The sequence below is a fragment of the Algoriphagus sp. PAP.12 genome (assembly GCF_026652115.1).
In the GTDB taxonomy this organism is placed as follows: Bacteria; Bacteroidota; Bacteroidia; order Cytophagales; family Cyclobacteriaceae; genus Algoriphagus.
In genome coordinates this window covers 156,221-178,313 of sequence record NZ_JAPPSQ010000006.1, presented here as the reverse complement: position 1 = coordinate 178,313, position 22,093 = coordinate 156,221, and the positions used below count along the sequence as shown (strand labels likewise).

20 protein-coding genes are annotated in these 22,093 nt (G+C 38.9%); 14 read left to right on the top strand and 6 right to left on the bottom strand.

Annotated features, from left to right (window positions below; translation table 11 throughout):
- Nucleotides 1-120 precede the first annotated feature (120 nt).
- Nucleotides 121-1,023 carry a YitT family protein gene (locus tag O0V13_RS09625; protein ID WP_268034767.1) on the top strand — a complete coding sequence of 301 codons (903 nt, stop codon included), beginning with the start codon at nucleotides 121-123 and terminating at the stop codon, nucleotides 1,021-1,023.
- A gap of 141 nt (nucleotides 1,024-1,164) precedes the next feature.
- Nucleotides 1,165-2,286, top strand: coding sequence for an AAA family ATPase (locus O0V13_RS09620; protein ID WP_268034766.1), 1,122 nt, complete (start codon nucleotides 1,165-1,167; stop codon nucleotides 2,284-2,286).
- A 70-nt stretch (nucleotides 2,287-2,356) separates the two neighbouring features.
- On the opposite strand, the gene metG is transcribed toward O0V13_RS09620, so the two are convergent.
- Together metG and O0V13_RS09610 are read right to left on the bottom strand one after the other, a co-directional pair.
- Nucleotides 2,357-4,414 carry a methionine--tRNA ligase gene (gene metG / locus O0V13_RS09615; protein WP_268034765.1) on the bottom strand — a complete coding sequence of 686 codons (2,058 nt, stop codon included), beginning with the start codon at nucleotides 4,412-4,414 and terminating at the stop codon, nucleotides 2,357-2,359.
- Between the two features lie 220 nt (nucleotides 4,415-4,634).
- Nucleotides 4,635-5,279 carry a TetR/AcrR family transcriptional regulator gene (locus O0V13_RS09610; protein ID WP_268034764.1) on the bottom strand — a complete coding sequence of 215 codons (645 nt, stop codon included), beginning with the start codon at nucleotides 5,277-5,279 and terminating at the stop codon, nucleotides 4,635-4,637.
- Nucleotides 5,280-5,483: 204 nt separating this feature from the next.
- On the opposite strand from O0V13_RS09610, the gene ligA reads away from it, so the two are divergent.
- From ligA to O0V13_RS09590, 4 genes are all read left to right on the top strand, one after another.
- Complete coding sequence (gene ligA / locus O0V13_RS09605) at nucleotides 5,484-7,937, top strand: NAD-dependent DNA ligase LigA (protein WP_268034763.1); 2,454 nt, start codon at nucleotides 5,484-5,486, stop codon at nucleotides 7,935-7,937.
- A gap of 182 nt (nucleotides 7,938-8,119) precedes the next feature.
- Nucleotides 8,120-8,668: a hypothetical protein gene (locus tag O0V13_RS09600; protein WP_268034762.1), complete on the top strand. Its 549-nt coding sequence runs from the start codon at nucleotides 8,120-8,122 to the stop codon at nucleotides 8,666-8,668.
- Nucleotides 8,669-8,782: 114 nt separating this feature from the next.
- Nucleotides 8,783-10,312 (top strand): arylsulfatase, encoded by a 1,530-nt coding sequence (locus O0V13_RS09595; RefSeq protein WP_268034761.1) that lies wholly within the window; start codon nucleotides 8,783-8,785, stop codon nucleotides 10,310-10,312.
- A 57-nt stretch (nucleotides 10,313-10,369) separates the two neighbouring features.
- On the top strand, nucleotides 10,370-11,437 hold the full coding sequence (locus O0V13_RS09590) for a serine hydrolase domain-containing protein (RefSeq protein WP_268034760.1): 1,068 nt from the start codon (nucleotides 10,370-10,372) through the stop codon (nucleotides 11,435-11,437).
- Between the two features lie 2 nt (nucleotides 11,438-11,439).
- Here O0V13_RS09590 and O0V13_RS09585 read toward each other — a convergent pair whose 3' ends face one another.
- Together O0V13_RS09585 and O0V13_RS09580 are read right to left on the bottom strand one after the other, a co-directional pair.
- Nucleotides 11,440-12,057: a DUF4230 domain-containing protein gene (locus O0V13_RS09585; protein WP_268034759.1), complete on the bottom strand. Its 618-nt coding sequence runs from the start codon at nucleotides 12,055-12,057 to the stop codon at nucleotides 11,440-11,442.
- Between the two features lie 66 nt (nucleotides 12,058-12,123).
- Nucleotides 12,124-13,128, bottom strand: coding sequence for an LLM class flavin-dependent oxidoreductase (locus tag O0V13_RS09580; protein ID WP_268034758.1), 1,005 nt, complete (start codon nucleotides 13,126-13,128; stop codon nucleotides 12,124-12,126).
- 179 nt (nucleotides 13,129-13,307) lie between these two features.
- On the opposite strand from O0V13_RS09580, the gene dapA reads away from it, so the two are divergent.
- The 4 genes from dapA (at nucleotide 13,308) to O0V13_RS09560 (ending at nucleotide 16,500) form a co-directional block, all read left to right on the top strand.
- Nucleotides 13,308-14,171, top strand: a complete 864-nt coding sequence (dapA, locus tag O0V13_RS09575; RefSeq protein WP_268034757.1) for a 4-hydroxy-tetrahydrodipicolinate synthase — start codon at nucleotides 13,308-13,310, stop codon at nucleotides 14,169-14,171.
- Nucleotides 14,172-15,491 carry an exodeoxyribonuclease VII large subunit gene (gene xseA, locus O0V13_RS09570; protein WP_268034756.1) on the top strand — a complete coding sequence of 440 codons (1,320 nt, stop codon included), beginning with the start codon at nucleotides 14,172-14,174 and terminating at the stop codon, nucleotides 15,489-15,491. It begins immediately after the preceding gene.
- The gene (gene xseB, locus O0V13_RS09565) at nucleotides 15,488-15,667 is read left to right on the top strand and encodes an exodeoxyribonuclease VII small subunit (protein WP_268034755.1); all 180 of its coding nucleotides are present in this window, start codon (nucleotides 15,488-15,490) and stop codon (nucleotides 15,665-15,667) included. Before xseA ends, xseB begins: the two co-directional genes overlap by 4 nt.
- A 131-nt stretch (nucleotides 15,668-15,798) precedes the next feature.
- Nucleotides 15,799-16,500, top strand: coding sequence for a hypothetical protein (locus O0V13_RS09560; RefSeq protein WP_268034754.1), 702 nt, complete (start codon nucleotides 15,799-15,801; stop codon nucleotides 16,498-16,500).
- Nucleotides 16,501-16,547: 47 nt separating this feature from the next.
- Here the strand turns inward: O0V13_RS09560 and O0V13_RS09555 are convergent, their stop codons facing one another.
- The gene (locus O0V13_RS09555; protein ID WP_268034753.1) at nucleotides 16,548-17,063 is read right to left on the bottom strand and encodes a UpxY family transcription antiterminator; all 516 of its coding nucleotides are present in this window, start codon (nucleotides 17,061-17,063) and stop codon (nucleotides 16,548-16,550) included.
- A gap of 75 nt (nucleotides 17,064-17,138) precedes the next feature.
- The gene (locus tag O0V13_RS09550; RefSeq protein WP_268034752.1) at nucleotides 17,139-18,884 is read right to left on the bottom strand and encodes an ABC transporter ATP-binding protein; all 1,746 of its coding nucleotides are present in this window, start codon (nucleotides 18,882-18,884) and stop codon (nucleotides 17,139-17,141) included.
- 169 nt (nucleotides 18,885-19,053) lie between these two features.
- On the opposite strand from O0V13_RS09550, the gene O0V13_RS09545 reads away from it, so the two are divergent.
- The 4 genes from O0V13_RS09545 (at nucleotide 19,054) to O0V13_RS09530 (ending at nucleotide 22,070) form a co-directional block, all read left to right on the top strand.
- Nucleotides 19,054-19,464 (top strand): GNAT family N-acetyltransferase, encoded by a 411-nt coding sequence (locus tag O0V13_RS09545; RefSeq protein ID WP_268034751.1) that lies wholly within the window; start codon nucleotides 19,054-19,056, stop codon nucleotides 19,462-19,464.
- Between the two features lie 87 nt (nucleotides 19,465-19,551).
- Complete coding sequence (locus O0V13_RS09540) at nucleotides 19,552-20,043, top strand: hypothetical protein (protein WP_268034750.1); 492 nt, start codon at nucleotides 19,552-19,554, stop codon at nucleotides 20,041-20,043.
- 175 nt (nucleotides 20,044-20,218) lie between these two features.
- Entirely contained in the window at nucleotides 20,219-20,980 is a 762-nt protein-coding gene (locus O0V13_RS09535) for a YoaK family protein (RefSeq protein ID WP_268034749.1), read from the top strand.
- 166 nt (nucleotides 20,981-21,146) lie between these two features.
- Nucleotides 21,147-22,070, top strand: a complete 924-nt coding sequence (locus O0V13_RS09530; protein WP_268034748.1) for a DUF6624 domain-containing protein — start codon at nucleotides 21,147-21,149, stop codon at nucleotides 22,068-22,070.
- The last annotated feature ends 23 nt before the right edge of the window (nucleotides 22,071-22,093 follow it).

The following is a 22,093-nucleotide window of genomic DNA, read 5'->3' as shown; positions in this document are numbered from 1 at the left end:
AAATTTTAAAAGCCTTTTTATCAAAATCCTTAACATGAACCCGAGTTAGATTTTACTATTAAGTTCTTAATCTGTCCATTAAAAATCTTCCCAATTCTAATTTTTGCAGTAATTTCGAACATGGTAAAGCGAATTTTAAAAATTCAGGATGCAGCCTTTGTCAAGAGGGTGACAACAATGCGCTTGGTGAAGGATGTCATATTTATTGGAATTGGAGTAATCATGGCCAGTATTGGTTTGAAAGGGTTTCTTCTTCCCAATGGATTCTTTGATGGAGGAGCTATGGGGATGTCGCTTTTACTTGAAATGCTGACACCGCTTGATCTTTCGCTTTTGATAATCTTGGTAAACCTTCCTTTTATTTACCTAGGCTATAAACAACTCTCTTTTTCCTTCGCTATCAAAAGTACATTAGCCATTCTGACTCTGGCGCTTTTGGTTCACTATATCGAGCTTCCCGTAATCACTGCCGATAAACTATTGATCGCTGTTTTTGGAGGGTTCTTTTTAGGTTGTGGAATTGGTTTTGCAATCCGGGGAGGAGCTGTTATTGATGGAACTGAGGTTTTAGCAATCCAGGTTTCTAGAAAGTCCAGTTTGACTGTCGGGGATTTTATTACAGTATTTAACGTTTGCCTTTTTATCGTCACAGCCATCTTCGTCAATTTGGAAACGGCAATGTATTCCATGCTCACCTATTTCTCAGCCTCTAGAACGGTAGACTTCCTAATCAATGGTGTGGAAGAATACATCGGAGTAATGATTATTTCAGAACATTCAGAGGATATCAAAGCGAAAATCACCTATGATTTGGGACGGGGAGTTACTGCATTCAAAGCAGATGGAGGATTTGGTGAAAAAGCTAAAAACCCGGATAGAAACGTGCTTTTCTGTGTGGTTACTCGACTGGAAGTCACAGGAGTTTTAACTGAAATCAATAAAATAGACCCGAAAGCCTTCGTAATCCAGTATCCGATCAAAGACACAAAAGGCGGAATGATCAAGAAAAGACCGCTTCATTGATTTAGAATCAAAACCCTAGACACAAGAATCAAGACCCAAAATCAGAGAGATTCAAAAAATTCCCACTATTTTTTTATCCATTTTTTATTGCGTAAATTACGCAACGTATTTTACAACACAACAATTATTTCTTGATTTTTTATGAAAAATCCTTCGAATCCATTTGTTATTACCGGATATAATGGAAAAAAATTTTTCTGTAATAGAGAAAAGGAACTTTCCCAACTCAAATCCCATATTGAGAACGAAAGAAATATTGTTTTATATGCCTGGAGAAGGTTGGGCAAATCTGCATTGATCCACCGGCTTTTTGAGGACTTAAGCAAATCCAATGACTACGAAACTATTTATGTTGATCTTCTTGCTACCCAAAACATGGAAGAAGCTATTCAGGCAATTTCAGCTGCGGTTTTTGAAAAATATGGGAGAACAAAAAATGGCATCAACCAATCTATCCAAAATCTACTAGCATCAATTGGGGCGACATTAAAATTTAATAGCCTGACTGGTTTGCCCGAAATAGCTCTTAAAATTAATCAGCCTGAAAAAGTTAAAGACTCATTGATTTCATTAAGTGATTTTCTTAGAACAAGGAAGAAAAGAGTAATCATAGCCATTGACGAATTTCAGCAAATCAGCACATTTGAAAACGAAAAAGGAGAAGCAGTTTTCAGAACTTGGATTCAGCAAATCCCCGATATCAGATTCATTTTCAGTGGTAGTCATCGAGGCATGATGGAAGCCATGTTTATGGAAACAAAACGCCCATTTTATCAAAGCGCAGTTTTGGAGTCCCTTCGGCCAATTGAGTTGAAATCTTATACGGAATTTATCCAACATTTTTTTACCGAGGCGGATAAAACTATCGATGCCGATTCCATCCAATTGATTTATTCCTGGAGTAGAGGCCAAACTTTCACTATTCAATTGACTTGCAACCGCTTATACGGAGACTATCAATCTGTAGATGAATCCAAAGCGCAAGAGGTTTTTGAAGAAATTTTGGAGCAACAAAAGGCTGTTTTTTCCAATTTTCAGAGAATTCTTACCCGAACCCAGTGGACTGTTTTGAAAGCCGTAGCAAAAGAGGAACCTTTGATCAATCCTTTTTCCAAAGAGTTTATTCAAAATCACAATTTGGGCGCGGTTAGTTCTGTTCGTACCGCATTGAAAGCTCTGGAAAAATCCGAATTGATAATCAAAGACGAAGACCGATATCTGGTCCATGATGTCCAGCTTGCTAGATGGTTGGGTTCATTATGATTTCTGCGAAAAATAAAAAGCCAAGAGACTAAACTCTTGGCTCTTGATACTTCTTTCTGGATACTAAAGATTAACTTATCGTCGATCCACTTGCAGTACCCTCATGAGGAGTCAATAATTTCAGTTTTCCATCTTTGTCTTCTGCCATCAGGATCATTCCTTCAGAATCGATTCCCATCATTTTTCTAGGTGCCAAATTGATCAGCATAGTCACTTGCTTTCCAACCAAAAACTCAGGCTCAAAATGCTCAGCAACTCCACTTAACACGGTTTTATGACCTAATCCAGTATCTACTTTCAACTTGATCAGCTTTTTGGATTTAGGCATTTTTTCAGCTTCCAAAATAGTCACCACTCTCATATCCAATTTTGCAAAATCATCATATGTGATAATTTCTTTCATCGCTGTCACAGGTGCGTTTGTTGCTTCATTCATCTTCTTAGCGTCTAATAATTTTTGTAACTGTGCTTCTACTACGTTGTCTTCGATTTTCTCAAACAATAGGCCCATCTGACCAATGCTACTTCCTTCTTCCAACAGATTTGGATTGCCAGCTTGATCCCAAGTCGGGTTCTTGATTCCAAATAAATCCACCAACTTTTGAGCGGTGAAAGGAAGGAATGGCTCGGAAACAATCGCCAAACTAGCAGCGATATTCAAAGCAATATTCATAATGGTGGCCGTTCTAACCTCGTCGGTTTTGATGGTCTTCCAAGGTTCGGTATCAGCCAGGTATTTATTTCCTAATCGAGCCAAATCCATCATGATCCCCAACGCTTCACGGAACCTGTAACGCTCCACTGAAGCAGCGATTTTGGAAGGGAATTCTGCCAAAGCATCCAAAACCTCCTGATCATAACCAGTCAATTCACCTTTTGAAGGAATCACTCCCTGGTAATATTTCTGAGTCAGGACAACAGCTCTATTGACAAAATTACCGTAAATGGCAACCAATTCGGAATTGTTTCTCGCTTGGAAATCCTTCCAGCTAAAGTCATTATCCTTGGTTTCTGGAGCATTAGAAGTCAATACATATCTCAAGACATCTTGTTTACCTGGAAACTCCTCTAAGTATTCATGTAACCAAACTGCCCAGTTTCTGGAAGTGGAAATCTTATCTCCTTCCAAGTTCAAGAATTCGTTGGCAGGCACATTATCAGGAAGCACATAGCCACCGTGAGTTTTCAAAATTGCTGGGAAAATGATGCAGTGGAATACGATATTATCTTTTCCAATGAAGTGAACCAATTTGGTTTCTTCATCCTTCCAGTAGGGCTTCCAGTCTTTTCCTTCTTGTGCTGCCCACTCTTTTGTGGAAGAAATGTATCCGATCGGCGCATCAAACCACACGTAAAGGACTTTCCCTTCCGCATCCTGCAAAGGAACTTTGATGCCCCAATCCAGGTCACGAGTCATGGATCTTGCCTGTAAGCCATCCCCAGCCTCTAGCCAAGAGCGACATTGTCCCAAGACATTGTTTTTCCAATCTTCAGCATGCTCCTCCAAAATCCATTTTTTCAAGAATGGCTGGTACCTAGCCAAGTCCAAAAACCAATGTTTGGTTTCCTTCAAAACGGGCGTTCCTCCACTCAATTTAGACTTTGGATTAATCAATTCTGTTGGGCTTAAGGAAGAGCCGCATCTTTCACACTGATCTCCATAGGCATGCTCAAAGCCACATTTTGGGCACGTTCCCTCGATATATCTATCGGCTAAAAACTGTCCAGCTTCCTCATCGTAATATTGTTCGGTACTTTGCTCCAAGAACTCTCCTTTTTCATAGAGATCCTTGAAAAATTCCTGTGCCGTTTCATGATGAATCGGAGCGGAAGTTCTAGAATAGTGATCAAAGCTAATTCCGAATTGCTCAAAGCTATTTTTCATCATGGAATGATAGAAATCCACGACTTCTTGAGGGGTTTTGCCCTCCTTTTTTGCTTTGATGGTAATCGCAACTCCATGCTCATCAGACCCGCAGACATAAAGCACATCCTTGCCATTGGATCTCAAAAATCTAGCATAGATATCTGAGGGAACATAGCATCCGGCCAAGTGACCAATATGCAAAGGACCATTGGCATAGGGCAATGCTGAGGTGATGGTATATCTTTTGAAATTTTTACTCATTTATTGAGGGGAATTTTCTATTTCTATATCAGGTCGCAAAGATAAGGAAAACCATTAAACCCGGAGTATTCAACAGTAAGTCTATTACGTCTCTCAATTGCTTCAAAAGCAAAAAAACTGATTTCAATTTTACCATAGCGATGCTATGCAAAAATTTCCAATCGGGTTGATTTTATCGCAATTGAAATACTCATTAATGAATCCTATCGAAAAATCCGAGTTAAACAGGATCAGGTGCATTGGTAAATTCCTCCCTTGCTTCCTCGGTCAAAATCCCATTGTAGATGATAGTGATCGCCTGATCGTAAATGTCTGCAGGCGGAATTTTCATTCCTTTTTGGATACTTTCAGGAAATTGGCTCAAAAATTTAGGACTCAATAGTGATTGGACAGCAGAAGCATACAAAGTAACTACCAGACTCACATTGATATGTTCTTTGACCAGCCCTTGGCTGATCCCCTGCTCTATCAATTTTTGAAATCTTTCGAAAGCAGATTCATTGATATAATCTCTCAAATCCTCCCAAACCTCAGGTGCATGCTCATGCAAATCCTCAAATAAGCTTGGATTAATGGGAGCCAAATGCTGGGCAATTACGGAAAGAGATGACTTCAATTTCAAGGGAAAACTGATGTAACGATTGTCCAAAATCGCCTCTACCTTGGCTGTCATCCGGGTTTTTAGTTTTTCAAAAGAAGCTTGAAGCAGTTCCAGCTTCCCTGGAAAATACTTGTAAAGTGTCTTTTTGCTCATCATCAGCTCCTGAGCAATATCATCCATAGTGGTATGCCTGTACCCCTTGTTCAAAAACAACTGATAGGACTTTTCCAAAATCTTATTTTCGATGTTGATTTTTTTACTCATAATTGATGAATTGCATTCGAACAAAGATATCAGATTCATTTTTGAATCTGGAGAAGTCAAACAACCAATTTAGAATCCACATTATCGTCTGATTCTGACAGTATTTGACTATTTTCTGAATCATTTTTTCAATTTTTCAATCCACTTCAAGTCCACATGTTGCCCAAATCCGCTTAAATTTAAATTTCAATTACCCTTTTTTCCATGACTCATCAAGAAGCTGCCGAGAGAATCACCCAACTGACTCAAGAAATCAATCATCACAACCATCTTTATTACCAAGAAAGCCGGATAGAGATTTCAGATTTTGAGTTTGACCAATTGTTGGAAGAATTGGTTCGGTTGGAAACTGAATTCCCTGATCTCCTGGATCCAGACAGCCCAAGTCAACGTGTTGGAGGAACCATCACCAAAGAATTTCAGACTGTAGAGCATGAAACTCGGATGCTATCCTTGGGAAATACCTATACGATTGAGGAATTGGAAGCTTTTGATGAAAGGGTACAAAAAGGCTTAGGGAGTACTGATTATGAGTATTTCTGCGAAATGAAATTCGACGGAGTGGCGATAAGTTTGGTTTATGAAAATGGAAAATTACTTCGGGCAGTTACCCGAGGAGATGGCTACAAAGGAGATGATGTCACTGCCAATGTCAGGACGATCCGAAACATTCCATTAACGGTTTCAGGAGAAGGAATACCTTCAAAATTTGAGGTGCGTGGAGAGATCTTTTTGCCTCTCAAAGAATTTGAAAAGATCAATAAACAACGTGAAGAGGCAGGAGATGCATTGTTGGCAAATCCGAGAAATGCGGCTTCTGGAACCTTAAAAATGCAAGACTCTTCAGTCGTTGCCAAACGTCGGTTAAATTGCTATTTCTACCAATTGTTAGGAGATAAGTTGGGAGTCTCCACCCATTCAGAGGCCATCCATTTGATTGAAAAATGGGGGTTTAATGTTTCCCAGACCTATCAAAAAGCTCAGACAATTCAAGATGTATTGAACTACATCGAAAAATGGAGAGAAAAGCGCCATACGCTTCCACTAGAGACAGACGGAGTGGTTTTAAAAATCAATGATTACGATCAACGAGAGGAATTGGGATTCACTGCCAAAAATCCACGTTGGGCAATTGCCTATAAATACAAAGCTGAAAGTGCAGAGACGGAACTACTTTCAATCACTTATCAAGTGGGAAGAACCGGGGCAATCACTCCTGTTGCCAATCTGGCTCCGGTCAGCTTAGCAGGAACGACTGTCAAACGGGCTTCTCTGCATAATGCCAATGAAATTGAGCGTTTGGGAATCCATGAGGGTGATTATGTTTTTGTAGAAAAAGGAGGAGAAATCATTCCCAAAATCACCGGGGTTAACCTATCTGTAAGAAAGCCTGGAGCCCAACCTATCCAGTACATTGAAATTTGTCCGGAATGTGGGACTCCTTTGGAAAGAAAAGAAGGAGAAGCCAAACATTACTGTCCGAATGCAGCCTCTTGCCCACCACAGGTCTTGGGAAGAATCGAGCATTTCGTCTCCAAAAGAGCAATGGATATTGACTCCTTGGGAACCGAAAGAATCCGAGCCTTGATTGATCAACGATTCATCAGTAATTACAGCGACATCTATCTGCTCGAGCAGAAAGAAAGGGAATTATTGGGCTTGGAAATGAGCCATGATCAATACGAAAAGGAAGGCAGCGGTTTGCTTTATATCACTTTGGAAAAGGCGCTTTTTGCTTTGACTGAGCAGATTTCTTTCAAACAAATCCAACAATATTTAGAGTCCGCAGCAGATCTTCCACTGTTTGAAACATTAAAAGGTTTTCAGGAACAAATCAGAAAATGGAAAAAGAAAGTCCCTTCCAATGTAGGAATGGTCGATTTTCTGATCAACTCATTGAAGGATCATGCAGAACTTCCAAAATTGGAGGACTACGTTCCTGTGGCTGTGGTTTTGGAGATTTTCTTGGGTCGTCGAGTGGACTTTGAATCTATTTTGGAAGCCAGCTACAAAGAGGGGACTGTCCATGGAATCATGCTTCGCTTGAATCAGGAACTTTCTGAAGAATTAAGAGAGCGAATCAAAAAATTGAAAGCAAACACCTTCCAAGAAGGGGTAATCTCCAATATGCTGGAAGGGATCAAGGCATCCAAAGCACAACCCTTCGAAAAGGTCTTATTTGCCATAGGAATTCGAAATATCGGAGAAAATACCGCCCAGTTGTTGGCCAGACATTTCAAATCTATTCAGGCTCTTAAGGCAGCTACCTCCGAACAGCTATTGGAAATAAATGGTGTGGGAGAAACACTCGTTCATAGCATCCAAGAATTTTTCTCAGATCAACAAAACCAACAAAATATCCAGCAACTTCAAAGTCTAGGTCTCAACTTCGAAATTATCCAATCTGAAGAAAATACCGGTTCACAGATTTTGGCTGGAAAAAGAATTTTGGCTTCCGGTAAACTGGAAAACTTCAAGCGTGATGAAATCAAAGACTTTGTCCAATTGCATGGTGGACAATATTTGAGTTCGGTTTCCAAAAACCTAGACTTTATCATCGAAGGAGAAGGAATGGGACCAAGCAAAAAAGAGAAAGCAGAAAAATTAGGAGTACCCATGATTTCCGAGGAGGAGTTTATGAATTTTTTCAAGCCCTAAATTTGTACTATTTTCTTAATTAAATCTCACAAAAGAGATTGGATCAATTTTAAATATTTATAGCTCAGCAAGTTTGAGTTTTAAATAAAATTTTAATTGATACAACTATTTTATAAATCGATAATAATTTAGACTTTCACAATTGAAAATTTTTAACCCCCCTTACCAAATCTTTAATTTTAATGAAAAAATCACTTCTAAGCTTACTGTTAGTAACCTATTCTTTTTTTAGTTCTGCACAGGATATTCCAAAGCCAGAATTTAAAAACCAACCAATGATTTTAATTGATGGAAAACTTTCAAAACTCGAAGTCCAAACTGCTGAAATAAAATATAAAGTCAAAGGGCTTGGCTATGGCGGTGCCCAACAAGAAATATCTGTAGCTGGAGGAAAATCTCCAATTGTTTCCCCTCAAGAACCTACCTTTATCATTTGGGTTGATGAAGGCGTCGATCCTGAATCATTAATTGTCCTTACAAAAACAGATTTTAATAGTAAAAAAAGAAATATTCCATTAATGAAAGTAAGTGCACTTGCTGGGTTTGGAGCAAGAGGTAAATCGATGTCAGATCAATTTCATGTAGATTTTAACATTGAGAAGATTGATGAAGGAGTATATAAAATCACCCCTACCGGACCTTTAGAAACATCAATGGAATATGCATTTTACAATCCAGAAAACACCAATGCACAGCAGACAAAAATCTACCTATTCGGAGTTCGAAATTAATTATATTTCAAATTAATCGACTTTACTTTTGCCACCTTCCAAATTCTGGTTAGGTGGCTTTTATTTTTATCCCAAATTGATTTTTAATTTGAAATGAATTTTAGTTTAGTCCATATGAAAAACCACTCATACTTATACTATATACTTTTTATTTCACTTTGCGGATTTCAGATTAAATCCGAAAAACCCAATATCATTCTGATTTATGCAGATGATTTGGGGATAGGCCTACTGGGTCACGAGGGACAGGAAATCATTTCTACTCCGAACATTGATCGATTGGCAAAAGAAGGGATGAGATTCGAAAGAGCTTATTCCAACATGCTTTGTGCACCTGCTAGAGCTTCTTTGATTACAGGTTTGCATGATAGCCATCAAGATGGGTTCGACATCAATGCAGGAGGCCTATACAAAGCAGCTGATGAATCCAATTATCTGGAAATAGAATCCCAAATCAATCAGAATCTGAAACCAATTCCTGAAAACCAGGTATTCCTTGGTCAAGTAGCTAAGGAAATGGGCTATAAAACGGCCCAAATTGGGAAATTGGAATGGGGCTTTTCGGCCACTGATTATCAGATGAAAAGGCATGGCTGGGATTATTACTTGGGCTATTTGGACCACGTGAGGGCTCATGGTTTTTACCCAAATTTCCTTTTTGAAAATGGGAAAATGGTTTATTATGAAGGAAACACTTATCAAAATGCCGCCAAATCCCATGAACCTGAAACCGCAGAAGCTTACAAAGAGCGTTGGAACCGGGTTGGGAAACAAGTGTATTCACAGGACATTTTTATGCAAAGTGCCTTGAACTTTATCGAATCCAATCAGGACAAACAATTCTTCCTTTATTTCCCAACTCAACTACCGCATGGTCCTGTAGCTATCCCGTCCGTTCATCCCGACTTTGCTAATGATCCTCGACTGACCCAAATCGAAAAGGAATATGCCTCCATGGTCAAATTGCTAGATGATAATGTGGGTCAGATTTTGGAGAAATTGGAAGAATTGGGATTAGATGAAAATACGATCGTCATCTTTACAGCTGACAATGGACATGAGATCTATTATGGTCAAAAAGGGAGAACGCTAAAACCTTATACCAATATGAAAACCGGAGTCAGATTCGATGATTTCGAAAGTAAATATTACAGTGAATTGGCTGGTGATATTTTCAATGGAAATGGAGGAAGAGCAGGCATGAAAAGAAGTAATTTGGAAGGAGGAATCAATGTTCCCTTAATTGCCAGATGGCCGAATCACATTAAACCCGGGGCAACTTCTCATCGGCTTACAGCCAATTACGATTTACTTGCAACAATTGCAGACTTGGTGGGATATCAACAACAATTAGAAACTGATGGAGTCTCCTTTTCTGAGGAACTGAAAGGATTCGGAGCTGGGTCTGAAAATCATGATTTTGTTGTTTATTCCTCCTTTATCGGACCTACTTTGATCACTGATGATGGTTGGAAAATCAGGACATATTTGCCGGAAAATGCCTTTGAGCTGTACAACTTGAATGATGACCCTAGAGAAGAAAATAATTTAGCTGCAAAATATCCTGAAAAGCTTTTAGAGTTGAAAGACAAGCTATTGAAGGCTTGCGATGGGGATTTCGAAAATGGTCATTACAACAACTAGAAGTGTGAAATTAAACCCAACGCAATAGATGAAGTCAAAGGGATAGAATTGACTTTTATGAAACACTTGATTTTTTCATTCCTTTCAATCTTTTTCTTGGCAACTTTTGCTTGTTCCAAGAAGGACAATCCAGCTCCGATTCCCTCAGAAACCGTTTACTTCCCTCCTATCAATTCATCAATTTGGGAAACCAGATCAATCCAAGATTTAGGATGGGATGTATCCTCTTTGGATGATCTATTGACTTTTCTGGAAGAAAACAACACCAAAGGATTTATCATTTTGCACCAAGGAAAACTGGTAGTGGAAGAATATATGAATGAACATTCCATCAATACTCCTTGGTATTGGGCAAGCGCAGGAAAAACTTTAACCTCAACAGTCACAGGTATTGCTCAAGATCAGGGGCTTTTGGACATCTCAAAGCCTGTTTCGGACTATTTGGGAACCGGTTGGACAAGTACGCCACTCTCAAAAGAAACTCTAATCACTTCTCAACATCTATTATCCATGACTTCTGGAATTGATGATAGTTATGGAGATGATGTTTCTGCTGAAAACTTGCATTACAAGGCAGACGCAGGAACTCGCTGGGCATACCACAATGTATATGTCAAGTTACAGGATGTAGTGGCGGAAGCGAGTGGGAAAACTTGGGACAACTATTTCAAATCTCAACTTCGGGAGAAAATTGGGATGACAGGCGCCTGGGTTCAACTGGGAGACCTGAGTGTATATTTTAGCGATACGAGAAGCATGGCAAGGTTTGGGCTAATGATTTATGCGGGAGGAAAATGGGAAAGTAATCAAATCATCTCTCAGGAATTCCTCAATTCCGCGACAAACACTTCCCAAGACATCAATTTATCTTACGGATACCTTTGGTGGCTCAATGGTAAATCCAGTTTTCATCTGCCTCAAAGTCAGTTTCAATTTCCAGGTTCATTGGTTCCAACAGCTCCCTTGGATATGTATACTGCTTTGGGAAAGAATGATCAAAAAATCTATATCGTTCCCAGTGAAAAGTTGGTTATCATTCGATTAGGCGAGTCCCCAAATGAAGACTTTGCTGTCTCAGAGTTTGATCGAGAATTCTGGAAGCTAATGGAGAAAGTCTTGAATTAATCTCAATTCTTTTCAATTCCTTTCAATTGATCCTCTCCTGCTATTACTATTTCCTGATACATTAATGTCCAGCCCATGGTATTTGTTAATTGATAAATGGAAACCAGCTCACTCATCAATCTATCACGGGCATCTTTTTTCAAGTCTGATTTTTCAATTTTCTGTCTCAATCTATCTGTAACAGTAGATTTGATCTTGTTGTAATCATTTGCTCCGAACTGATTGAAATAATCCTGAGTAACATCGTAGTATTCAATCTCCGGATAAATATTGATTACAGGATCTGGAATTTTGGTGATTCTTACGGTCTTACTTTCCAAGTCTACCTCGGTTTCTAGCTTTCTCAAATCATACTCCACGGTCGCTTTGGCATTAGCAACAACCAAGGCTTTCTTATCCAGCTTGATCATGTCCAAAAACATGGATTGAGAGTTTTTGAATGTAAAGACCTGAGAGAAATATCCCTCTGTCACAATCAACTTTCCAACCTGAACGATCTGCTCTTGAATTAGTGAAGACTCTTCCCGAATCTGGTCTTTGTCCTCTTTTTTTTCTACCCAATACCAAACACCACCTAAGATAAGTGCCGCAACAATAAAACCGTTGATAAATCTATTCATGGAATTTGGGATTGGGTGATTTGACAAGTTAAGCTATAACGTCCTGTTTCCTTTGAGGTTCGATTTCTAAAGCGCCATTTCTTCAAACGCTTTAGCGGTCAATTCCAAAGAATGAATTCTAGCTTGATGCTCGAAAATATTGGTAGTGATCATCACTTCATTCACCCCGGTATATTTGATCAATTCCTGTAAACCTTCTTTCACGGCGTCCATTGTCCCTACAAAAGTAACCGCCATCATATTTTGAAGCGCAGCGGCTTCTTGTTCTGAAATATGATGAAGAAAATCCTTGACAGGCTCTCTAAGAGGCAAGGATCTTCCCTGAATCACACCTAAAGCCATTTGGAAGAACGATGTTGCCAATAAATCCGCCTCTTCCTGAGTATCTGCTGCTATGACATTGACACAGGAAATCACATAAGGTTCTTTTAAATATTCCGAAGGTTTAAAATGGTCTTTATAGTATTCTACAGCTTGAACAAACTGGGCAGGAGCAAAATGGGAAGCGAATGCATAAGGCAGTCCTCTTTCAGCAGCCAAAATTGCACTACTCATACTGGACCCGAGAATATAAATAGGGACTTCCAATCCTTCAGCGGGAAATGCACGGACGGAGGAACGGGAATTATCTAAAGAAAAATATCGCTGCAGATCTTCCAAATCATTGGGGAAATCTTGAACCGTTTCAATTCTTCCTCTTCTCAAGGCAGAAGCCGTCTTTTGATCAGTTCCAGGTGCTCTACCTAACCCTAAATCGATTCTTCCTGGGTAAAGCGTTTCCAATGTCCCAATTTCTTCGGCCACCATCAAGGAAGAATGATTGGGCATCATGATTCCTCCAGAACCTACTCTGATCTTTTCAGTGCCACCAGCAATGTAGCCCATCAGGACTGTTGGAGCAGAACTTCCCACGTAGGGCATGTTATGATGCTCCGCCAGCCAGATTCTGGTAAAACCCAATTTCTCTGCATTTCGAGCAACATCCAGACTCCTTTGGTAGGCATCTTTGGCATCGAAACCATCTTTGATTACTGCAAGATCTAACAGTGAATAGGATACTTTATTATTCATATTGGTTTAGTTTACTATCCCTGCAAACCACGAGAAAAAATAAATCGTTCGCGGTTTAAACTGTTTAAACCATGATTTTTCACTATTTATCTTAGATCAAATACCTCAAAAATCTTCCCGACTTCTGCCAAAACTCCTAGAGACCTTTATCTTTGCAAGCTCTTAACCTTAAATAAACCATGAACCAGCTGTGCGGTACGGGTGTGGCATTAGTCACGCCATTTAATGACGATTACACGATAGACTTTCCAAGTCTAGCAAAACTGATTGATTTCACGATTGACGGAGGGGTTGACTATTTGGTAGTATTAGGTACTACTGGAGAAACAGCTACTTTGACATCAAAGGAAAAGAAAGAGGTTCTTGATTTTTGCATAAAGCAAAATAATAATCGCGTACCTGTGGTTTATGGAATTGGAGGGAACAATACTCAGTTGGTTTTGGATGAAATTGCCAACACTGACTTTTCTGGAATATCAGCGATTCTTTCTGTTAGCCCATATTACAATAAGCCAAGTCAAGCTGGTATCATAGCACATTACAAAGAAATCGCCGATGCCTGTCCAGTCCCTGTGATTTTGTACAACGTTCCAGGAAGAACCATGTCCAATATGACCGCTGAAACCACTTTAGCTTTGGCTCAACATTCCAATATAATCGGAATGAAAGAGGCAAGTGGAAATTTGGAGCAATGCATGAAGATCGCTGCCAATAAGCCTGATGATTTCTTATTAATTTCAGGAGATGACTTGATGACCAAAGCCCTTAATTCAGTAGGTGGAGTTGGAGTCATTTCTGTTTTGGCAAACGCCATCCCTTCAACTTTCAAAGCCATCTGCCATGGCAAAGAAAAAGAAAGCCGAAAGGCGGCTTATTCTCTTCTAGAAGTCAATGACTTAATGTATAAAGAGGGAAATCCTGTTGGCATCAAAAATTTCCTTTGTCATCTAGGAATTTGTGATGATCAGGTAAGGCTTCCAATGTTAAGAGCTAGCCTAGAATTGAATCAATTGATCAAAACCGCTGCACAAAAGTTTATGTAAATGATTCCAAATTCGCTGTCAATTGCTGAGCTAGGGGATCTCATCAAGTCCACTCTGGAAAATGAGCTCTCTCCTACCTATTGGGTTATCGGTGAAATCGCCGATTTCCGACAGGCCCCTCAGGGACATGCGTATTTCGAATTGGTAGAAAAGCAAGGCAATCAGGTTTTAGCAAAAATCCGATGCAATTGCTGGCAGTTCACATATAGAGCTATTGCTTCTCGCTTTGAAAGTCTGACAGGAAGCGGCATAAAAAATGGAATGAAAGTTCTGGCTCAAGTTCAGGTAACTTTCCATTCTGTCTATGGTCTGAGCCTCAACATCAAGGACATAGATGCTTCTTTTTCCTTGGGGGAAAGAGCCAGAATCCGACAAGAGACAATCGATAGATTAACTAGAGAAGGATTGATACGACTCAATGCTTCCCAACCCTATCCACCGGTTATTCAAAAAATTGCCATAATTAGTAGCCCAACAGCTGCTGGATATGGTGATTTTCTGAATCATTTGGATCATAATCCACAAGGCTTCAAAATCTATCACAAACTCTTCCCCTCTTTGATGCAGGGAAATGGAGCTGTTTCAAGCTTGATTCATGCTTTGGAACTGATCGAATCCCAAAAATCAAATTTAGAGTTGGAAGCCATCGTAATTATCCGTGGCGGAGGAGCTCAGCTAGACTTGGATTGTTTTGATGATTATAATCTTGCGGTTAAAATTGCACAGTCCACACTACCTGTTTTCACAGGAATTGGTCATGAAAGGGATGAAACTGTAGCTGATCTGGTGGCACACACCCGACTCAAAACCCCCACTGCTGTAGCAGATTTTCTATTGGCAGGATTTCGGATTTTTGAGGAAAATTTGGGTTTGACATTAACTCGGCTGGACAGGTTGACACGAAGTACAATTCAATTGGCAAACAGCCAGCTGGACCAAATCAACCATCGGATCAAAGCCTCAATTCAAAATAAACTGAATCTGGAAAAAGAGCGAATTGCATCCAAAAAATCGCAAATTCTAACGGCTTTTCATGCACAAATTCAATCCAATCAGATTCAAATAGAAGCCAAAGAAAAAGAGATTAAAAAAGGTTTGGAATTATTTCTAAAACAGGAAAACAGGAATTTGGAAGTAGCAGAAAAGACTTTGTCTCAACTCAATCCGATTTCCCTTTTGAAACGTGGATATACCAGAACCGAAATTGGTGGAACGCCTATTCATCTGGCAAAACCAAAAAAAGGTGATGCTATTCAAACCTTTACTTCCAATCAAAAAATAAGTAGTACCATTACTGAAATTGAAACAGAGGAATCATGAATTATCAAGAGGCATCCGAGAGGTTAGAGAAGATCTTAGCGGAATTAGAAGAAGGAAAAAAGAGTGTGGATGAACTTTCTGAGCTTGTCAAAGAAGCTGCGGAATTGGTAAAGTTTTGCAAAAACAAACTCAAAACCACGGAGGAAGAAGTACAAAAAGCTTTTGAGGAAGCCTAATTTTTTAAGAAGAGGCAATAAATACTCAAGGCTTGGAGTTTTAAATACAATTCCTTCAGGTGATTGGCATATTTGTTGCCAAATTTGCAAAAGAGAAGAGTATTCCTCCTTCAGCTCAGAATCGTGACGATATGAAAAAGACAATCCAACTAGTATTTATCCTTTCGCTTTTAGCCACATCTTTTGATCTTAAAGCTCAAAACTTCTATAAAGAAAAAATCTCAAGAAACTATATTTTCTCCTTTGGTGTAGGACCTTCCTTTGCATACATTGATAATGGGGGACAATACAGAGACTTTAAATTTGAATTGAATCCATCCATATCAGCAGCTTTAACCAAAAGAATCACGCCCAAAACAGATGTAAGGGCTACAATAGGCTACCAATCCATCAGCAGTGGTGGAAACCCAAGTCAAAGAGTTCAAGATCACTGGACTTTGTATGGATCAGCATTTACCGCTAAAGGACCTGCTTATTACTTCGACATCATGCCTAGCTGGAACTTGATTCCTTTTCCTAATCACATGTTGAGAAGCATGTTCAATCTATATGGAGGTGTAGGTTTAGGGATCATCAATGTCACAACCAAACAGACCAAATCATTTTCCTCTGAAGAAACTCCTACCAAGCATTCTGTAACAACAGGATACGTTCCTTTAAGGATAGGTTTAAGCTATACGTTGGGCCCATATTCTGATATCGCAGGAGAAGGAACCATGCTTTTTACTTTCTCTGATAATCTGGATGGAAATGTTGGTTTCAATAAATTTGGAGATCATTTAGCTCAAGCGCAAATCGTCTATAGACGGTACTTCAGACCTAAAAATCGATAAGAAAAAAATAAAAAAGGAGGCCAGAAATAAATTTCTGGCCTCCTTTTTTATATCTCCACATGATTAGGTAATACTTCCAAAAACTTCCTTGGGACACTCATCAGCATATTTTGATAAATCCCTGGAATTCGAATCATGAAGTAATCCTTATTTCCTTTTTCAACACATTCTCCCACCATATTCTGTAAAGGACCTCCCATCACTCTCACTTTTTCACCTGGCTCAATATCGCTACCGTCAGTTTCTACAGCTACTCCAGTATCAACCACTCTTTTGATTGTCTCCAGATCTTCCTCTCTGACAATGGCGTGATTTCCTGAAAAGTGAACAAATTTCACTGCTCCAGGAACTTGAAGACATTCCCACAACTGATTCCTTTGGGTTTTCACAAAGACATACCCATTAAATAGAGGGCGTTCCACCTTTTTCTTACGATCGGACCATTGTCTCAACTCAGTAACCAAGGGCAAATACACTTCCCAACCCTCTTCTCTTAATCTTTTGGCAACTTTCTTCTCGGATCGCGATGCTGTATACATCACAAACCACTTTAATTCACTCATCTCTTTTAATTGATTTGGGTGTTCAAATTTACAAAATCCAATCCGATCTTATCCATCTAACCCCGATATTCTCTTTTAGATTCTTGCCTGATAGGTGTACAATTGATAATACCTTCCTTCCAAAGCAATCAATTCATCATGCTTGCCTTGCTCTGCAATCTGTCCTTGTTCGATCACCAAAATCTGATCTGCTTGACGAATCGTGCTGAGTCTGTGGGCAATGACAAAAGTGGTCCTACCTTTCATTAATTCCTTCAAAGAAGCTTGGATTAAGGTTTCTGATTCGGTATCCAAATTGGAAGTAGCTTCATCCAAAATCAAGATTTTTGGATCAGCCAAAATTGCTCTAGCAATGGCTATCCGCTGTCTTTGTCCACCGGACAGTTTGACCCCTCTCTCCCCAATCAGTGTATCCAATCCATCTTCGAAACGATCCGTAAATTCCTGCACATGGGCGGCATGGACTGCTTGCTGCAATTTCTTCTCTGAAGCATCTGGCCTTGGGAAAAGGATATTCTCACGAATTGTCCCTTCAAATAAGAAATCATCCTGAAGTACAACTCCCAATCTAGCTCTGAAGGATTCTAAAGTGATGGTCTGAAGGTTTTTGCCATCTAAAGTGATTAATCCCGAATCAGGATTTAAAAATGTAGCAGCCAATCCAGCAATCGTTGTTTTCCCAGAACCTGACGTTCCAACCAAAGCGGTGACCGATCCTGCAGGTGCATCGAAACTCACTCCTTTGATGACTTCTTTTCCTTCCTCGTATGCAAAGGACACATTATCAAAATGAATATCTCCACGAAAATCCTTTAAAGAAACAGTCCTCTCCAAATCATCGGATTCCAATGGAGTATTCATGATTTCTTCGGTTCGATCCAGTCCTGCAAAGGCTTCAGTCAACTGAGAACCGATATTGGACATTTGGACAATTGGGGCAATCATAAAACCTAGATAAAGAGTAAAGGCCAAGAAATCACCAAATGTCAATTCTCCTTGCATAATCATCCAGCCCCCAATTCCCATGATTCCTGCAGAGGCCAAACCTAGTAAAAGCGTACCTGCTGAAGTCACAAAGGAAGTAGCCGTCAAGCTTGCTTTAACATTCAAAAACAGTTCATTCACTCCTTTCTGAAAAGTTCCTATTTCTTGTTCTTCGGCATTAAACCCTTTGATCACTCTGATTCCACCCAAAGTCTCGGTCAATCTTCCAGTTACCTGCGCATTGATCTTCCCTCTTTCCCTGAAAATAGGACGGATTCTTCCAAAAGCTTTCATAGAAATAAACCCAAAAATAATCACCGGAACCAAGACATAAAGAGTCATCATTGGACTGATGCTAATCAATAAGACCATGGAAATGATTGCCGTCAGAATTCCACCAATCATCTGAGCGAAGCCGGTCCCGACCAGATTTCTCACTCCCTCTACATCAGTCATAATTCTAGATACCAACTCCCCTGTCTTGGTATTGTCAAAAAAGCGAATGGGTAGTTTGATTATATGACTCTGGACTCGAGAACGAAGCTGGGCAATCAGGTTTTGAGCTTCGACAGAAAGAATTTGAGTCAAAGCATAAGATGTCACTGACTGAATTACAATTGCCCCTACAACCGCCGCTATCAACCATTTGAGCAGATTAATATCATTGGAAGGAATCACATTATCCACTAGATACTTACTCGCTCCTGGCAGAACCAATCCTGCCAAACGGCTGATTACAATTAAGAAAAGACCAAGAAAAAGGTGTTTTCTTCTTGGCCAGATGATGGTTTTAAAAACCTGACTGATTGTGATTTTGCGTTCTTTTTTGGGTGCCATAGGTGGGTTGGATTAGACTAAGAAACTGCAATTGATGAAAGGAGGTTCAAAATAAGGAAGATTGTAAAGAGCCAGCCTATTATTACTGAAAACTAGAAAATCGATAAACATTAAAAAAATGCCCCCTTACTCGGCTTTTGGATGCACTTTGCAAAAAGAAATAGAAAAAATGGAGCACAAAATCTTAGAAATACCTTTAAATGATGTCATAAAAATCCGACATGAAGTCATGTGGCCGAAAAAGCCGATTGACTATGTCAGATTACCCAATGACGAGAAAGGAAGACATTTTGGATTGTTTATCAATAATGAGTTAGTCTCGGTAATCTCCCTATTTATAGAAAACTCCGAGGCTCAGTTTAGAAAATTTGCCACTTTGGAGAAGCACCAAGGGAAGGGACATGGCACCATACTTTTGAATGAAATCATGACGATTGCTGAAAAGAGTAAGCTCTCCAAAATATGGTGTAATGCTCGGGTTGAAAAATCAGCTTTCTATGAAAAATTTGGGATGCAGGCTACCGATAAGACATTTGAAAAGGGTGGAATTATGTATGTAATTATGGAAAAGGTTTTCTAGCTATCATTCATTGAGAAATTGTCGACTGCTATTTGTAAATTAAAGGAAAACTGACTGGGTAACTTTAATTTTAAAACAATTTCAAAAATGGATTTAGAATTAGGAATAAGTTTATTGACATCGATTGGCGTTATAGTTTCTGTCATTTTCCTAGCCATAGAAATCAAGAAAAACACCGAAGCAGTTCGATCCAATTTTTATGATTCATTTGCGAATTCTAACCGGGAATTTTTGAATCAATTAATTATCGATAAAGAACTCGGTAGGCTCTTCGAAAAAGGGACAAAATCATGGAACAATCTAGGAGAAGATGATAAAAGGACATCCAATTACCTATATATCCAAATGTTCCGAATCTGGGAAAACTTGTTTTACCAAAACAAAATGGAGGTACTTGAGCCATGGCTTTGGAATAGCAATAAGAACACAATTATTTCTTATTTCCACCTAAATGGAATCCAGGAATGGTGGCAATTCCGAAGGCAGTCTTTTTCAAAAGAGTTTGTTGATTTTTTAGAAAAATCCGAAAAGCCAGAAAATGAAATCAAAGTAATTGAGGATTTGAATAGGTTGGATTGAATCCAAAATTCACTTTTTCAAGAAATTCAAAGAAGTGGAGTGAATCAATATTGATTTTTAGAGAAATTTTAATTTAAACTTCCGATTTACTGGGCTATCCACAATTTCTACCAAGAAGATTGGTAGAAAAAAATAACCTCGTCTCTTCTTAATATCTATCTGTAAATTCAAACAAATGTTTAGACATCAAGGTAAAAGCAGAACTATCAAACACAACCTGCAAATCGCCACAGTTTTATCTTTTGTCGCCGGAATTGTGAATGTTACAGGTTTTTTAGAGTTCAAACAGTTAACCACCAATGTTACAGGCCATTTTGCTCTATTTATTTATGATGTAGCCAATTTTAAGGTTTGGAATGGAACAATTTATTTGCTCTACATTTTTTCTTTTCTCTTCGGTTCCTTCTTATCCAGTTTTTTAATTGAAAAATATAGACAAAACAAAAAACTGAATGTATTTGCATTACCCACAATCATAGAGTTTCTGACTTTAATTTCAATTCCAATTTTTTATAACTTATATCAAATAGAATATCCTGACATTATCGTCTGTACACTATTATTCGCTATGGGTCTTCAGAATTCATTTGTCACTAAAATTTCTGATGCCATAGTACGCACCACTCATCTTACAGGATTGTTTACAGATTTGGGGATCGAATTATCTCAATTGTTTTTCCCGAAATCTTATCCTAATAAGAAGAAAATCAAAGAAACTATAATGCTTCGGGTTTTTATTATTTCATTCTTCTTCTTTGGAGGCTTATTTGGGGGATTCCTTTATTCTAAAGTGGAACTTCGGCTTAACACCCTAATTATTCCAGCAATCATATTGATCATAAGTTTATTGTTTGATGATTTCAGATTTAGCTTGCTTAGAGCCAGGAGAAAACTTAAGTCCAAAAAATCTGGAACCGGGACAAAAGCTTTTGAATAATAAACTTCTGAAGACATAATTTTTCTTTAATCCTAAATTGTATTCCTCCAAAATTCACTTACAGGAAAAAACAGGTCATTTCACAACTAAATTCTGCTATCCATCGATTTTTTTAATTTTCAATTCTGAATCACAGTATTCTTGCCTCTCCAAAAAGTCAAGAATCATGAAAAAAATAATCATCCTTTGTCTGACATCTTTATGTTTTCAGGTCACATTTGGTCAAGATTTTACTCAAGAAGCAGATAGCCTGAAAAACCAGGGACTTCTCATGCCTGCTTTGATTAAATACTCAGAAGCAATGGCAAAAAATCCAACATCCGAGACCCTATACAAAATTTCTTCATCAACTGCTTTGTTGTGGACTTCTCAAATGAGAGACACATCTTTTTATTTCCTTAACCAGGCACTATTAGAAGATTCCACTCTCACAGCCTTATACGACCCTGATTTCCTAAGCTTGATATCAGACCCTAGGTGGAATGAAATAGAGGACATGCAGATTCAAAAATATGAAGTAAAAAATGGACCGATTCAAAATGAAGCGTTTACAAAAGAACTGTTTAGAATGATCATCAGAGATCAAGGCTTGATGTATGCAGGCAATATCGAAAGAAAAAGATTTATGGAAAATGGTGGGTATTTCAGCTCTCCTGCAATCTTTCCTATTCTGGCAATGGAGGAGGAAAATATGGCTAAAAACCAGACCAAATTGCTATTGCTCTTGGATAAATATGGATGGCCCACAGCATCAGCAGTCACTGAATATGCGGCAGCAGGAGCTGCTCTAATTATTAATCACAGCAATCACGATACCCGTGCTCGCTATTTTCCCTTACTCGAAAAAGCTTTTAAAAATGGAGAAGCTCAGCCACTCCGTTACGCAAAAATGAAAGACCGATTGCTTGTGGAAGATGGAAAAAAACAACGATATGGAACTCAGTGGGAATTTGTAAATTCAGAAAGAGTTCCACTTCCTATCGAAGAGCCAGAATATGTGGACAGGAGAAGGGCCGAAATCGGCCTGGGCCCATTAAGTATCTATTTAAAGGAAAGGTTTGATATAGAATGGAATATTGAACAAAAATAAACAACCTATATCTCTCCTATCTC